This window comes from Solwaraspora sp. WMMD792 (assembly GCF_029626105.1).
In the GTDB taxonomy this organism is placed as follows: domain Bacteria; phylum Actinomycetota; class Actinomycetes; order Mycobacteriales; family Micromonosporaceae; genus Micromonospora_E.
In genome coordinates this window covers 119,548-134,746 of the sequence record NZ_JARUBH010000009.1, presented here as the reverse complement: position 1 = coordinate 134,746, position 15,199 = coordinate 119,548, and the positions used below count along the sequence as shown (strand labels likewise).

The window sequence follows — 15,199 nt, the reverse complement described above, 5'->3', positions numbered from 1 at the left end:
CCGGTGACAGCGGGGTGGCCCCGGTCGCTCATCCGCTCCCGGGGCCACCCGCGCTCTCAGTTGTTGCGTGTCACGCCCTGTTCGCCCGACGGCGGGTGAGCAGGAGCAACGAGATACCGAGCGCCACGAGCGCGCCACCGCTGGTGATCAGGTTCGTGGTCGCCGTACCGGTGACCGGCAGCCCCACGTACCGGAAGGCGATCTCGTTCGAGGTGCCGTTCGGTGTGGTCACCGTGATGGTCGTGTTCTTGACGTCGCACGGCGGAGTGACGAAGGTCAGCGAGGTCCCGGAACTGTTGACCGTGACATTGTTTGCTGGAATCGTCTTGCCGCAGATCGTCACGGTCGTCTGACCCGGGATGAACCCGCCGCCTCCGACGACCACTGTGGTCCCGCCGTTGGCCGGTCCCTGTCCAGGGTCGACCGAGTCGATCACCGGTGCCGGGCCACCCGAGTAGGTGAACCCGTCCGGAGCGACCGCGTCGTCACCCGGCAACACCACCACCACATCAACCGGACCCACCGGCCCCGGCGGCGTCACCACCGTCAACGACGTACCCGACGGATCCACCACCAGATCGGTCCCCGGCACACCACCGAACGTCACATCAGTCGCCCCAGTGAACCCGGAACCCGTGATCGTCACCGTGGTACCACCCGTGTTCGGACCCGAATCCGGCACCACCGAATCGATCGTCGGCGGCACATAGGTGAAGATTCCCGCGTCCGCCGTACCAGCCGGGAACGTGATCACCACATCAGCCGGACCAGCAGCACCCGGCGGAGTCACCACCGTGATCTCCGTACCAGCCGGATTCACCGCAAACCCCGAACCCGCCACGCCATCGAACGTGACACCGGTCGCCCCAGTGAAACCCGAACCCGTGATCGTCACCGTCGTCCCACCAGACGTCGGCCCGAAATCAGGATCCAGCCCGGTCACCACCGCATCCGAACCATCAGCCAGATACGTGTACGCCAACGGATCAGTCGAACCACCATCAGTGGTCACCACCACATCCGCCGGACCAACAGCACCCGGCGGAGTCACCGCCGTCAACGACGTACCCGACGGATCCACCACCACATCCGTCGCCGGCACCCCATCAAACGTCACCGACGTACCATTCGGCACAAACCCCGAACCCGTGATCGTCACCGTCTGACCACCAGACTGCGGACCAGAATCCGGATCAATCGACGACGCCGTCGGCGTCGGCGGCACATAGGTGAAGATTCCCGCGTCCGCCGTACCAGCCGGGAACGTGATCACCACATCAGCCGGACCAGCAGCACCCGGCGGAGTCACCACCGTGATCTCCGTACCAGCCGGATTCACCGCAAACCCCGAACCCGCCACGCCATCGAACGTGACACCGGTCGCCCCAGTGAAACCCGAACCCGTGATCGTCACCGTCGTCCCACCAGACGTCGGCCCGAAATCAGGATCCAGCCCGGTCACCACCGCATCCGAACCATCAGCCAGATACGTGTACGCCAACGGATCAGTCGAACCACCATCAGTGGTCACCACCACATCCGCCGGACCAACAGCACCCGGCGGAGTCACCGCCGTCAACGACGTACCCGACGGATCCACCACCACATCCGTCGCCGGCACCCCATCAAACGTCACCGACGTACCATTCGGCACAAACCCCGAACCCGTGATCGTCACCGTCTGACCACCAGACTGCGGACCAGAATCCGGATCAATCGACGACGCCGTCGGCGTCGGCGGCACATAGGTGAAGATTCCCGCGTCCGCCGTACCAGCCGGGAACGTGATCACCACATCAGCCGGACCAGCAGCACCCGGCGGAGTCACCACCGTGATCTCCGTACCAGCCGGATTCACCGCAAACCCCGAACCCGCCACGCCATCGAACGTGACACCGGTCGCCCCAGTGAAACCCGAACCCGTGATCGTCACCGTCGTCCCACCAGACGTCGGCCCGAAATCAGGATCCAGCCCGGTCACCACCGCATCCGAACCATCAGCCAGATACGTGTACGCCAACGGATCAGTCGAACCACCATCAGTGGTCACCACCACATCCGCCGGACCAACAGCACCCGGCGGAGTCACCGCCGTCAACGACGTACCCGACGGATCCACCACCACATCCGTCGCCGGCACCCCATCAAACGTCACCGACGTACCATTCGGCACAAACCCCGAACCCGTGATCGTCACCGTCTGACCACCAGACTGCGGACCAGAATCCGGATCAATCGACGACGCCGTCGGCGTCGGCGGCACATAGGTGAAGATTCCCGCGTCCGCCGTACCAGCCGGGAACGTGATCACCACATCAGCCGGACCAGCAGCACCCGGCGGAGTCACCACCGTGATCTCCGTACCAGCCGGATTCACCGCAAACCCCGAACCCGCCACGCCATCGAACGTGACACCGGTCGCCCCAGTGAAACCCGAACCCGTGATCGTCACCGTCGTCCCACCAGACGTCGGCCCGAAATCAGGATCCAGCCCGGTCACCACCGCATCCGAACCATCAGCCAGATACGTGTACGCCAACGGATCAGTCGAACCACCATCAGTGGTCACCACCACATCCGCCGGACCAACAGCACCCGGCGGAGTCACCGCCGTCAACGACGTACCCGACGGATCCACCACCACATCCGTCGCCGGCACCCCATCAAACGTCACCGACGTACCATTCGGCACAAACCCCGAACCCGTGATCGTCACCGTCTGACCACCAGACTGCGGACCAGAATCCGGATCAATCGACGACGCCGTCGGCGTCGGCGGCACATAGGTGAAGATTCCCGCGTCCGCCGTACCAGCCGGGAACGTGATCACCACATCAGCCGGACCAGCAGCACCCGGCGGAGTCACCACCGTGATCTCCGTACCAGCCGGATTCACCGCAAACCCCGAACCCGCCACGCCATCGAACGTGACACCGGTCGCCCCAGTGAAACCCGAACCCGTGATCGTCACCGTCGTCCCACCAGACGTCGGCCCGAAATCAGGATCCAGCCCGGTCACCACCGCATCCGAACCATCAGCCAGATACGTGTACGCCAACGGATCAGTCGAACCACCATCAGTGGTCACCACCACATCCGCCGGACCAACAGCACCCGGCGGAGTCACCGCCGTCAACGACGTACCCGACGGATCCACCACCACATCCGTCGCCGGCACCCCATCAAACGTCACCGACGTACCATTCGGCACAAACCCCGAACCCGTGATCGTCACCGTCTGACCACCAGACTGCGGACCAGAATCCGGATCAATCGACGACGCCGTCGGCGGCGCCGGCGCGGCGGGGCGCTCACAGGTGGCCTCCGCGATGATCACGGTTCCGACCGGAATGACCACCGGCACACCGAGAATCTCACCCGAGAGTTCGGCGGTGAGCACGATGGTGGCCGCCGCCGCACTGTCGGCGGCTACGGTTTCGACACGCGACAACGACACGTCGAGGCTCGCCCCGACCAGCCCCGGCACCGTCACGGCGGCGCTCGCGTCGAGGCTCGGCCCGTTGGGGACCAGGACTTCCGCCGAGCCGAACACGGTCAGTCCGGTCAGCGTCGTGTCAGCGGTCTGTGGACCGAGGTACGGGCAACTGACCGCAGCCTCGACGGCCGTGGCGGTCAGCACGTTCAGGCCAAGAATGTTCAACGACACATCGGCGACCGACGATGAGGCGAACGAGGAGATCGGACCTCTGGTCGCGCTGACCTCCAGCACGGTGCCGTCGGCGGTGACGCCGATGGCACCGGGCAGGGTGATGTCGATCAGGGTCTCGGTGTCGGTGCCACCGCCGGGCGGGGCGGTCGCCGAGCCGATCACGGCATTCGCCTGGACCACAGGAACCCCGAGGACCTCTGCGGACAGGTCGACGACCACCCCTCTGGCCTGCGCATCACCGGGGGCGGCGTGGGCCGGCGTGGCGGTGACCGCCAAGCCGCCAGCGGTCCCGAGCAGCGCGGCCAGGGAAAGGCCGGCTACTCGTTTCATCGTTGACTGCACGTTTCTTTCCTCGTCTCGTTTGCAGCGTGAACTGGACGGGCCGGAGTGCCCACCCCAAAACGAGAACGACAACAAAACGGTCAAGTAGTGCAAATCACCAAAAGTTCGCCTGAGTGGATGCGCCTGTCTGGCGCGCCGTACCCGGCCAGGCAGGACGGCGTCCGCCGATCGGATCGACTTCCACCGTTCACCGGACGCACCACCGGCGAGTCCCTAAGCTCAACTGGCCGATCTCCGACCGCTGTCCGGGCAGGAGCGATGCGATGCCGGCGGCCGCAGCGGGATCCACGTCACAGCACCTACCGGTACCGGGAGGTAACTTGGTGCCGCTGGTTACGCGGGACGGGGAGGTCGCGGGTGCGGTACGTGGCGATCGGGGACAGCTTCACCGAAGGACTCGGCGACGAACTTCCGGACGGCACCGTGCGCGGCTGGGCCGATCTGGTCGCCGCCGGGCTCGCCGCCGCGAACGGCGGTAGCGTGCGGTACGCCAACCTGGCGATCCGGGGACGGCTACTGGAGCCGATCGTCACCGAGCAGCTCGACCGGGCGCTGTCGTTGTCCCCGCTCCCGACGATGATCACGCTCAACGGCGGCGGCAACGACATGATGCGCGCCGGCACGGATCTGGGCCGGCTGGTCGCGCTGACCGAGGACGCGGTACGCCGCTGCGCCGACGCCGGCGTACGGCTGGTGCTGCTCAGCGGCGGTGACCCGAGTGCCCGGCTGCCGTTCGGCGCGACGATGCGGCGACGCGGGTTGGCGCTGACCGCCGCCACCGCCGAACTCGCCGCCCGGCACGGCCTCGACTTCATCGACGTGTTCAGCGACGTGGAGATCCGCCGCGAACCGTACTGGTCGCCCGACCGCCTGCACCTCAACTCGGCCGGCCACCGCCGGGTCGCCAGCCTGGTGCTGGACGGGCTGGGCCACCCCACCGAGGCGCACGTGGTCGACCCGGCCCCGGTCGGCCGGCGCAGCCTGCTCGCCGAGGCCCGCTACTACCGGGAGTTCGTGGTGCCCTGGGTGCACCGCCGGCTGCGCGGCCGCTCGTCCGGTGACGGGCGGACCGCGAAGTACGTCGACTGGGTGCCGGTCCAGGCCGGCTGACCCGCGACCGCACCGCACCGCACCGCACCGCACCGGCAACATCGTCGGCGCGACGATGCGTCACACCAGGGCCGGGTCGACGACGCCGGAGGGCAGGCCGCGCAGCCGGGCGGCGTCCTGACTGGGCGGTACGCCGAACTGCCGGCGGTACTCACGGCTGAACTGAGACGGGCTGTCGTAGCCGACCCGGCTACCTACGCCGGTGACGTCGGTGGGGTGGGTGGCGAGCAACAGCCGGGCCTGCTGCAGCCGGATCTGCTTCTGGAACTGGATCGGGCTCATCGCGGTGACCGCCTGGAAGTTGCGGTAGAACGCGGAGTTGCTCATCCCGGACATCCGTGCCACGTCCTCGACCCGGAACGACCGGGTGTAGTGGTCACGGATCCACTGCACCGCCCGCGCGATGTGGTTCAGGCTGCTGTCGGCGAGGCCGAGTTGGCGGACGACGGCGCCCTGCTCACCGGTCATGACCCTCCACAGGATCTCCCGTTTGATCAGCGGCGCGAGTACGGCGCGGTCGCGTGGCTGGTCGAGCAGGCGCAGCAGTCGGATCGCCGCGTCGACGAGCTCGGCGGGCGCGTCACTGACCGCCAGGCCGGACGGGGTGCCGCCGGCCACGGGTGGCAGATCTCCGGGTACGGCGTGCAGGAGCAGCTCGGCGACGATCGTCGGGCGCAGGACGAGACCGAACCCCAGCGCCGGCCGCTGCGGATCGGCCTCGGTGAAGTGTCCGGTGATCGGCAGATCGACCGAGGCGATCAGGTACTGCCCAGCGTGGTACTCGTACACCCGATCGCCCAGTGCGAGCCGTTTCGCGCCCTGGGCGATGAGCGCCAGGACGGTGCCGGTCATCGACGGCGACGGCGGCGCAGCCCGGTCCACCTTGGAGATCAGTACGTCGTCGATCGCGGTCGTCGTGTCGGGGCGGGCGTGACGGACGATCAGTCCGCGCAGCTCATCGAGGTCCACAGACCGATTCAAGCATCATTCGATCCTCTCGACAACGAGAGGATCGGGCAAGTAACCAGGAGGATGTTTCTACCGTTTCAGCAGCTGGCGATGCTTCGATGGGCGTGTCGAAGAAACGAAGTTGCGGTAGCAACCGACAAGCGAGGAGACACCCCTGATGATCGTCAACCATGGCTTCCACGCCACCATGACCGCCCAGCCGGGCAAGGGTGACGAGCTGGTCGAGTTGCTGCTCGACGCGCCGTCGCTGCCGCACCCCGACTGCGTCGTCTTCCTGGTCGGTCGCTCGGCCGGCGACCCGGACACCGTCACCGTCACGGAGGGCTGGACCAGTCAGGAGGCGCACAGCGTCTTCTTCGCCACCGGGCCGGCGCAGGCGCTGGTCGCGAAGCTGCAACCGCTGCTGGCCGGCGAGTCCCGTTACGCCGACACGGTGCCGGTCGGCGGCAAGGCCGCCTTCTGACCGCCTGTCCCCTCCCGCTGGAAGGAACCACCGTGGCACCCGTACGCCCCGACCTCGACCCCGAACTGCGTACCCTGCTCGCCGATCTGCCGCTGATGTCCGAGCTCAGCGTCGAGATCCTCACCCAACTGCGACAGCTTCCATCGGCGCCGGTCGATACCCTCCTGCACGGTCACACGGTCGACCACCGGGAGGTGTCCATCGCCGCCTCGGACGGCTCGCCGATCCCGCTGTCGGTGTTCATCCCCGCCGGGGCCGGTCGCCGCACGCCGGCACCGTGCATCTACTGGATCCACGGCGGCGGCATGGTCATGGGCGACCGCTACTCCCAACTCGACATCCCCCTCGACTGGCTCGACCGGTTCGGTGCCGTGGTCGTCTCGGTGGACTACCGGCTCGCGCCGGAGGCCACCGGGATGACACTGGTCGACGACTGCTACCGAGGGCTGCTCTGGACCGCCGAGCACGCCGACGAACTGGGCGTCGACCCCGCCCGCATCGTGGTCGCGGGGGCCAGCGCCGGCGGTGGCCTGGCGGCCGGCGTCACGCTGCTCGCCCGCGACCTCGCGGCCCCGCCGATCGCCGCCCAGGTGCTGATCTGCCCGATGCTCGACCACCGCTGCGACACCACGTCGAGCCAGCAGTTCTCCGGTGGCCCGGGGGTCTGGACCCGGGAAATGAACCAGTTCGGCTGGGCCGCGGTCCTCGGTGACCTCGCCGACAGTGAGGTGCCCGGCTACGTATCACCCGCCGTCGCCGACGACCTCTCCGGGCTGCCCACCACCTACGTCGACGCCGGCAGCGCCGAGGTGTTCCGCGACGAGGACGTCGCCTACGCCACCAGGATCTGGGCCGCCGGTGGCCAGGCGGAGCTGCACGTCTGGGCGGGCGGCTGTCACGGATTCGACGCGCTGTACCCGCAGGCGTCCATCTCGGCCACGGCCCGCCGTACCCGTAGCGACTGGCTCGACCGGGTCCTGTCGGCTTCGCCGACCGACGCACCACGCTCATCCACCCCTCGAATGGACAGGTAGGTCAGTCATGCGGGTCGCTATCGTCACCGGTGCCAGCTCCGGTATCGGACAGAGTGCCGCCATCCAGGTCGCCCGGCGGGGAGCCGGCGTCGTCTGCACCTACCAGGGCAACGAGTCCGGTGCGCTGGACACCGTGGCCAGGATCGAGAAGGACGGCGGTACGGCCGTCGCGCTGCCGCTGGACGTCGGCCACTCGGAGACGTTCCCGGCCTTCCGGGAGTCGGTCGTCGCGGCGCTGCGCGACACCTGGCAGCGGGACAGCTTCGACTTCCTGGTCAACAACGCCGGATTCGGTCACCTGGCGATGTTCGCCGACACCACCGAGGAGGCGTTCGACACCCTGATGCGGGTGCTGCTCAAGGGACCGTACTTCCTGACCCAGACCCTGCTGCCACTGCTGGCCGATGGGGGCGCGATCGTCAACACCACGAGCAACTCGGCCCGATTCTCCGGCCTGGAGCCCGGCTACTCCGCGTACGGCACGATGAAGGGCGGACTGGTCGTGCTGACCCGCTATCTGGCCAAGGAGTTCAGCCCACGGGGCATCCGGGTCAACTCCGTCTCGCCCGGTTCGACCCGTACCCGGATCGGCGACGACGCCTTCGAGCGCCACCCCGAGGTGATCCCGGCGCTCGCCGCCCGGACCGCACTCGGCCGGATCGGCGAGCCCGACGACATCGGCATGGTGATCGCGGCCCTGCTGTCCGAGGAGTGCCGCTGGATCACCGCGCAGGACATAGAGGTGTCCGGCGGCTACAACCTCTAGCCGGCGCTGCGCGGCTGGTGACCGGGCCCCGGGGGGCCTGGTCACCAGCCGCGCAGGAAGCGCAGGCCGAGCAGGAAGGCCACCACCGACGGCCCGACGAGCAGCGTCACCGCCTGCAGCCGGTACGGCATCCGGTGCCGGCCGAGTTCGAGTGCGTTGGCGAACACCACGGCGGCGGCGAGCATCATGAAACCGCCCCACCAGCCGGTGGCGCCGAAGTCGACCAGACCGGTCACGATCAGCCCGAGGGTGACGCCGACCCCGGCGCCGGTGACGGCCAGCAGGGCCACGGTGCGGTGCAACCCTCGGGCGAGCGGATGATCCGGACGCCAGCGGTAGGTGCCGGCCACCGCCAGGCAGGACAGCACGACGAGCAACGGCCAGCCGTCACCCATCAGTCCCAGCATGAGCAGCGCACCCACCGTGAAGACGATCGCGCCGATGCCGGCGATGACGTACCCACCGAAGGCCCGGCCGCCACCGCGGGCCAGTAGCGGGCCACCGGCGGCGGCGATCAACGCGCCGGGTACCAGGACGAAGCCGGCCCACCAGTGGAACCGCCCGGACGACTGGGCGGCGGCGGTCGCCGCCCCGGTGGCCAGGGCCGCCGCGCCGAGACCGGCGAGCCAGCCGCGCTGAATCTGTCGCTTGGTGTCCACGGTGACGAGCCTGCCCGCTCACCGGTCGGCGGACCATCCGGGTAGCCCTACTTCCGAAGGTCAGAAATCCCCGAACCCGCCGAAGTCGCCGCCACCGAAATCCCCACCGCCGAAGTCGCCGCCACCGAAATCCTCGCCACCGGAGAAGTCCTCCCCGCCGGAGAAGTCCTCGTCACCGGCGCCGCCGTCCTCCAGACCGGCGGCGTACCCGGCGTCGTAACCGGGGTCGCCGAACGCCGGGGAGAACAACGCGCTGAAGACCAGCATGCCGCCGATCGCGCCGGCCGCCCCGGCCAACGCCGGCTTCCACAGCGGTTGCGAGTACCAGCCGGCGGGCACCGGCCGACCCTGGTGGTAGCCGCCCGGGTAGTAGTGCGGCGTCTGCGGGCCCGGGTTGGGCCCGGCCCGGAAGGTCTGCCCCTGGACGTCGACCTCCCGCTCCTTGGTCAGCTGCCCGGCGCCGCGGGCGGCGGCCAGCGGGGGCAGCTCGGGGCCGGGGTCGATGCCGAGCGCCACCCGGGCCGCCCGGACGTAGGCCAGGCCTTCCAGGGCGGTCTCCCGGGCCAGCTCGAACTGCTTGACGCTGCGAGCCTGCTCCAGCTGGGAGCCGGCCGCGGTGTAGCGCTCGCCGGCGTCGAGCAGCGACTGCCGGACCGCCGGCTGGTCGCCGTGCAGGTTCATCACCTGGCCGCCGAGGCGCTCGTACCAGCGCTGTGCCTCGGCCCGGGCGTCGGCCAGCGCCCGCTCCTTGCGGGCGGTGCTCTCCCCCCGCCACCACAGCAGGCCGCCGGCGAACAACGCCACCAAGACCAGGAGCAGAAGAAATTCCATGGCTACGACGGTAGCCGCACTGATCCACCACCAGCCACAACGACGGCCGGTGACCGGGCGTCGGCGGGCGGGTGGCGTACCTGTTTGACATGCTTTCCGGCGTGGATGTCGCGACGGTAGTGGTGGTGGTCGTCTGTCTCGGTTGCGGCGCGGCGCTCGGCTGGCTGGCCGCCCGGGCCCGGTCGGCGACCGAGATCGCCCGACTGGACGCGACGCTGCGCGCCACCCGCGACGGCGAGGGCCGGCTGGAGCAGTCGATGCGGGCGCTGTCGTACGAGGCGACCGCCCAGTCGCAGGAGGCGGTGGCGCGGGCGGTGGCTCCGCTGCACGACGCGCTGCGCCGCTACGAGCAGCGGGTGGCCGAGCTGGAGCACGACCGGGTCGACGCGTACGCCGAGCTGCGTGAGCAGGTCCGGGCGATGGGCGGGGTCTCCGCTGAGCTGCGTACCGAGACCAAACAGCTGGTCGCGGCGCTGCGCGCGCCGCAGGTGCGTGGCCGGTGGGGGGAGCACCAGCTGCGGCGCATCGTCGAGGCGGCCGGGATGCTGGAGCACTGCGACTTCGCCGAGCAGGTGACCGCGCGGACCGAGCAGCAGACAGTCCGTCCGGACCTGGTGGTACGGCTGCACGGCGGGCGCAGCGTGGTGGTCGACGCCAAGGCACCGTTCGACGGCTATCTGTCCGCGATGGAGGCTCGCGAGGAGCGCAGCCGGGATCAGCACCTGGACAGCCACGCCCGGCAGCTGCGGACCCATGTGGACGCGCTCGCCGCGAAGCAGTACTGGTCCGCGTTCGATCAGACGCCGGAGTTCGTGGTGCTGTTCGTACCGGCCGATTCGTTCCTGGACGCCGCGTTGCAGCGCGACCCGACTCTGCTGGAACACGCGTTCAGCCGGGACATCGTGCTGGCCACTCCGGCGACGCTGGTGGCCCTGCTGCGCACGGTGGCGTACTCGTGGCGGCAGGAGGCGCTGGCCCGTAACGCGGTGGCGGTGCACGGGCTGGCCCGTGAACTGTACGGGCGGCTGGCCACGCTGGGCGAGCATGTCACGAAACTGGGCAACGCGTTGGGGGGCGCGGTCACCGCGTACAACCGGGCGGTGGGATCGTTGGAAGGGCGGGTCCTGGTGAGTGCGCGCAAACTCGCCGATCTCGGGGTTTCCGGCACGGATCTGACGTCACCGCCACAGGTGGAAGTGGCACCCCGTCAGGTGCAGGCGCCGGAGTTGGAAACGCCGTCGACCGGCGACGACCGGGCGCATCGGACACGTCCCGAGTGGACCAGTTGAGCTGGGAAAACCCCGGATTGACATTACTCATTGCAGGCATTTCACTACGACCACGCCACCCATTCAGGGAAGTGCATGTCACGGGCTGGTCACAACGCTTGGCTAGGTAGTGACAGCGATCCACCGGAACACAAAGGATGCGGTCACACGTGCCCTGCACCACAGGGCCCAGTTCTTCCGGAGGAAGAGAACGTGAGTAAACCCCGCATCTGGAGACGGCGAACCTCTGCCGCGCTCCTGGCATCCGTCATGGTGGCCGGTGCCGTGACGCTGGCGGGTGGTGCGTCCACCGCGAGCGCCAACCCGTCGACCAAGGCCGACGTACTGAAGGACACCCCTACCGATACGTTGGGGTCGCACGATCTCGACCTGCTCGCCGAGGCGGAGGCGAAGAGCGAGCAGAGTGTCACCCTGCTGGTCGCCACCGAGCAGGGCGCGGCGCCGAAGGTCGCGGCCGAGCTGAAGAAGCTCGGCGGCGTGATCGGCAACCAGGTCGACGAGGTCGGCTACGTCCGGGCCCGCGTCCCGGTCAAGAACGTCGTCGCGGCGTCGAAGCTGCCCGGCGTCTCGGCGGTCGACCTGAACGAGACGATCCCGATGCCGGACCCGGCACCGGAGAGCATGGCGGCGGCTTCCTCCGTGGCGATCGCGGCGACCGGCCCGGGGCCGGACACCGGAGCGGTCAACCCCTACATGCCGACCAGCGAGACCGGCGCGGTCTCGTTCAAGAAGAGCCACCCGCGCTGGGACGGCCGCAACGTCGTCGTGGGCATCATGGACTCCGGGATCGACCTGGACCACCCGGCGCTGCAGACCACCACCACCGGGGAGCGGAAGGTCATCGACTGGGTCACCCCCATCGACCCGGTGTACGAGAACGACGGCAGCTGGCGGCCGATGCTCACCAGCGTGAGCGGCCCGAGCTTCAGCTACGCCGGGGTCAGCTGGTCCGCGCCGGCCGGCGACTACATGATCAACCTGTTCTCGGAGTCGATCACCGCTGGCGGGGCGGCCGACGGTGACGTCAACCGCGACGGCGACACCAGCGACCGGTTCGGCATTCTGTACGACCCGGCCACCAACGACGTACGGGTCGACGTCGACCAGGACTTCGACTTCACCGACGAGCCGGTGATGCGCCCGTACCAGGAGAACTTCGACATCGGCCACTTCGGCACGGACGACCCGGCGACCCCGATCGCCGAGCAGGTGCCGTTCGTCGTCGAGTTCCGCACCGACGTCGACACCGCTCCGGTCGGCGGCCCCGGGCTGATCGACTACGTCAACATCGGCCTGATCTCGTCGTCGCACGGCACCCACGTGGCGGGCATCGTGGCCGCCAACGACATGCTGGGCAACGAGGACTTCGACGGCGCCGCGCCCGGCGCCAAGCTGGTCTCCTCGCGGGCCTGCACCTTCGCTGGCGGCTGCACCGCGGCCGCGTTGACCGACGGCATGGTCGACCTGGTGATCAACCGGGGCGTCGACATCATCAACATGTCGATCGGTGGTCTGCCGGCGCTCAACGACGGCAACAACGCCCGCGCCGAGCTGTACAACATCCTGATCGACGTGTACGGCGTGCAGATGTTCATCTCCGCCGGCAACTCCGGCCCGGGCACCAACACCATCGGTGACCCGTCGGTGGCCTCCAGCGTGGTCAGCGTCGCCGCGAGCGTGAGCCGGGAGACCTGGGCCGCCAACTACGGCTCCGAGGTGCGTACCCGCAACTCGCTGTTCCCGTTCTCGTCGCGCGGTCCGGCCGAGGACGGCGGGTTCAAGCCGAGCATCAGTGCCCCCGGCTCGGCCATCTCCACCGTTGCCGGCTGGGAGGAGGGCGACCCGGTCCCCGAGGCCGGCTACCCGCTGCCGCCCGGCTACGCCATGTACAACGGCACGTCGATGGCCGCCCCGCAGGCCACCGGCGCGGTCGCCCTGCTGATGTCGGGCGTCAAGGCCAAGGATCTCGACGTCACCCCGATGCAGCTGCGTCGGGCGCTGTACAGCGGTGCCCGCTGGATCAACGGTGCCTCCGCCCACGAGCAGGGCAACGGCATGCTGCACGTGGCCGACACCTGGAAGCTGCTGCGCGAGGGCATCGAGGTCAACGGCTACGACGTCACCGCTCCGGTCTGCACCCCGATCTCGGAGTACCTGGCCACCCCGAACGAGGGCACCGGCGTCTACAACCGGTGCGCCGCCGACGCCGGTGGTCACCGGCCGGGCCAGTTCAAGTCCTACCCGGTCACCATCACCCGGACCAGCGGCCCGGACGTCGACCTGCTGCACAAGCTCAAGTGGGTCGGCAACGACGGCACCTTCGCCGCCCCCGGCCAGGTGGTGCTGCCGCTGAACGAGGCCGTCACGTTCAACGTTCGGGCCACCCCGGACGCCGGCGTGCACAGCGCCATCCTCCGGGTGGACAACCCGTTCACCGCCACGGTCGACTTCGAGATCATGAACACCGTGGTGGCGTCGACCGCGATGACCAGCCCGGAGTACGAGTTCAGCACCTCCGGCAAGGTGGCGCGTAACGCGTACACGTCGTACTTCGTCACGGTGCCGGAAGGCGCGACGGCGCTGCAGGTCAACCTGTCGGGCATCGCGGACGGTTCGCAGACCCGGTTCATCGCTATCGACCCGTACGGCGTACCGCTGGAGAGCTCCAGCAGTCTGCGCTGCTACACCAACTTCTCCGACCCGAGCCTGTGCAAGCCGGAGGAGCGGGACTACCAGAACCCGCTGCCGGGGGTCTGGGAGATCGAGGTGGAGTCGCGGCGGACCTCGCCGATGCTGCAGAACCCGTTCGAGTTGACCGCCCAGGTGCAGGGCGTCACCGTCGACCCGGCCACCACGGTGCTCGAAGACGTCACCCTCGGTGAGCCCACCCCGCTCAGCTGGACGGTGGAGAACACCTTCGGCCCGGTGATGGTCTCCGGGCAGGGCGGCTCGCTCGGCTCGGCGAACAGCGACCGGCCGACCATCGCCGACCTGGAGGTGCAGACCTTCCAGGTGACGGTCCCGGCCGGGGCGACCCAGCTGTTCGCGAAGATCGGCAACACCAGCGATCTCAGTGCCGACCTGGACCTGTTCGTCTACCGGGGCGGTTCGCTGATCGCGTACACCGCCGACGGCGACTCCGAGGAGGCTGTCACGATCAACAACCCGGCACCCGGTGTCTACGACATCGAGGTCGACGGGTACTCGGTGCCGGCCGGCACCACCGAGTACGACTACCTGGACGTGTTCTACTCGACCGGGTTGGGCACCATCTCGGTCGAATCGGGCTCGACGGAGCTGGCCAACGGCGCCAGCGCCACGCTCAGCGGCAGCGTCACGGTGGACGCCACTCCGGAGGCGGGCCGGGAGCTGTTCGGTGAGATGCTCGTCGTCACCGACCAGGGTGCGGTCGTCGGCCGCGGCGGGGTCTCGGTCAGCTCGGTGAGCTGACCGTCGGCTCAGCCGTACGACGGCAGAAGGGGCCCACCCCGAGTCGGGGTGGGCCCCTTCGCTGTGTCCTGCGAGCACCGGCAGCGGCACCGGCGCGGGCGCCAGGGTCGATGGCCGGCGCGGGTCAGGGTCGGTGGTCGCGCCGCCGGTCAGGCGGGCTCGACCCGCTGCACCATGAACGGGGTGCCCTGCTGGCAGGTGGTCATCAGGTCGGCCTGGACGTGACCGGTGACGCTCAGCCGGGCACCCGGACGGATCAGGTCACGCGAGCCGCCGACCAGCAGATAGCCGTCGAGCAGGTAGCAGTCGTTCTCCACCCCGGCCTCGACGGTGCCGGTCAGGGTCATCGGCCGCGACGACCCGGGCGACTTTCCCGGCCCCGGGGTGCCCCCCGGCACCGACGTGGGCAGGTCTTCGGGCGGTCCAGGGGTCTGCGGTGCTGTGCTCACCGTGGCACCTCCGCTCGGTGATTCGGCTGCCGGCGGCGTGGACGGCGCGACCGTCACGGTCGGCACCGGGTCGGGGTCGGGCTCGGTGGTGGGTTCACCGGTGCCGCACGCCGGCAGCGCCAGGCAGGTCAGCAACAGGGGTACGCCGATCCGAGTGACTCTCATAC

The 15,199-nt window shown here is 69.1% G+C and carries 11 protein-coding genes; 6 read left to right on the top strand and 5 right to left on the bottom strand.

The annotated features are described in order from the left end of the window. Positions 1 to 70: 70 nt before the first annotated feature. Positions 71 to 4,000 (bottom strand): IPT/TIG domain-containing protein, encoded by a 3,930-nt coding sequence (locus tag O7629_RS02040; RefSeq protein ID WP_278167143.1) that lies wholly within the window; start codon positions 3,998 to 4,000, stop codon positions 71 to 73. Between the two features lie 369 nt (positions 4,001 to 4,369). Here O7629_RS02040 and O7629_RS02035 point away from each other — a divergent pair, with 369 nt between their 5' ends. After that, positions 4,370 to 5,122 carry an SGNH/GDSL hydrolase family protein gene (locus tag O7629_RS02035; RefSeq protein WP_278167141.1) on the top strand — a complete coding sequence of 251 codons (753 nt, stop codon included), beginning with the start codon at positions 4,370 to 4,372 and terminating at the stop codon, positions 5,120 to 5,122. Positions 5,123 to 5,182: 60 nt separating this feature from the next. Here O7629_RS02035 and O7629_RS02030 read toward each other — a convergent pair whose 3' ends face one another. Continuing rightward, positions 5,183 to 6,091, bottom strand: a complete 909-nt coding sequence (locus O7629_RS02030) for an AraC family transcriptional regulator (protein WP_278167139.1) — start codon at positions 6,089 to 6,091, stop codon at positions 5,183 to 5,185. A 157-nt stretch (positions 6,092 to 6,248) separates the two neighbouring features. On the opposite strand from O7629_RS02030, the gene O7629_RS02025 reads away from it, so the two are divergent. From O7629_RS02025 to O7629_RS02015, 3 genes are read left to right on the top strand one after another with little or no spacing between them, the layout of a single operon-like run. After that, entirely contained in the window at positions 6,249 to 6,554 is a 306-nt protein-coding gene (locus O7629_RS02025; protein ID WP_278167138.1) for an antibiotic biosynthesis monooxygenase, read from the top strand. A gap of 32 nt (positions 6,555 to 6,586) precedes the next feature. Beyond that, entirely contained in the window at positions 6,587 to 7,588 is a 1,002-nt protein-coding gene (locus tag O7629_RS02020; protein ID WP_278167136.1) for an alpha/beta hydrolase, read from the top strand. Between the two features lie 7 nt (positions 7,589 to 7,595). Next, the gene (locus O7629_RS02015; RefSeq protein WP_278167134.1) at positions 7,596 to 8,354 is read left to right on the top strand and encodes an SDR family oxidoreductase; all 759 of its coding nucleotides are present in this window, start codon (positions 7,596 to 7,598) and stop codon (positions 8,352 to 8,354) included. A gap of 41 nt (positions 8,355 to 8,395) precedes the next feature. On the opposite strand, the gene O7629_RS02010 is transcribed toward O7629_RS02015, so the two are convergent. Beyond that, positions 8,396 to 9,013, bottom strand: coding sequence for a hypothetical protein (locus tag O7629_RS02010; RefSeq protein ID WP_278167132.1), 618 nt, complete (start codon positions 9,011 to 9,013; stop codon positions 8,396 to 8,398). Positions 9,014 to 9,073: 60 nt separating this feature from the next. Then, positions 9,074 to 9,844: a hypothetical protein gene (locus O7629_RS02005; protein WP_278167130.1), complete on the bottom strand. Its 771-nt coding sequence runs from the start codon at positions 9,842 to 9,844 to the stop codon at positions 9,074 to 9,076. Between the two features lie 89 nt (positions 9,845 to 9,933). On the opposite strand from O7629_RS02005, the gene O7629_RS02000 reads away from it, so the two are divergent. Together O7629_RS02000 and O7629_RS01995 are read left to right on the top strand one after the other, a co-directional pair. Beyond that, positions 9,934 to 11,133, top strand: coding sequence for a DNA recombination protein RmuC (locus O7629_RS02000; protein ID WP_278174363.1), 1,200 nt, complete (start codon positions 9,934 to 9,936; stop codon positions 11,131 to 11,133). A gap of 192 nt (positions 11,134 to 11,325) precedes the next feature. Then, complete coding sequence (locus tag O7629_RS01995; RefSeq protein WP_278167129.1) at positions 11,326 to 14,583, top strand: S8 family serine peptidase; 3,258 nt, start codon at positions 11,326 to 11,328, stop codon at positions 14,581 to 14,583. Between the two features lie 149 nt (positions 14,584 to 14,732). Here O7629_RS01995 and O7629_RS01990 read toward each other — a convergent pair whose 3' ends face one another. Next, the gene (locus tag O7629_RS01990) at positions 14,733 to 15,197 is read right to left on the bottom strand and encodes a hypothetical protein (protein ID WP_278167127.1); all 465 of its coding nucleotides are present in this window, start codon (positions 15,195 to 15,197) and stop codon (positions 14,733 to 14,735) included. Positions 15,198 to 15,199 lie beyond the last annotated feature (2 nt).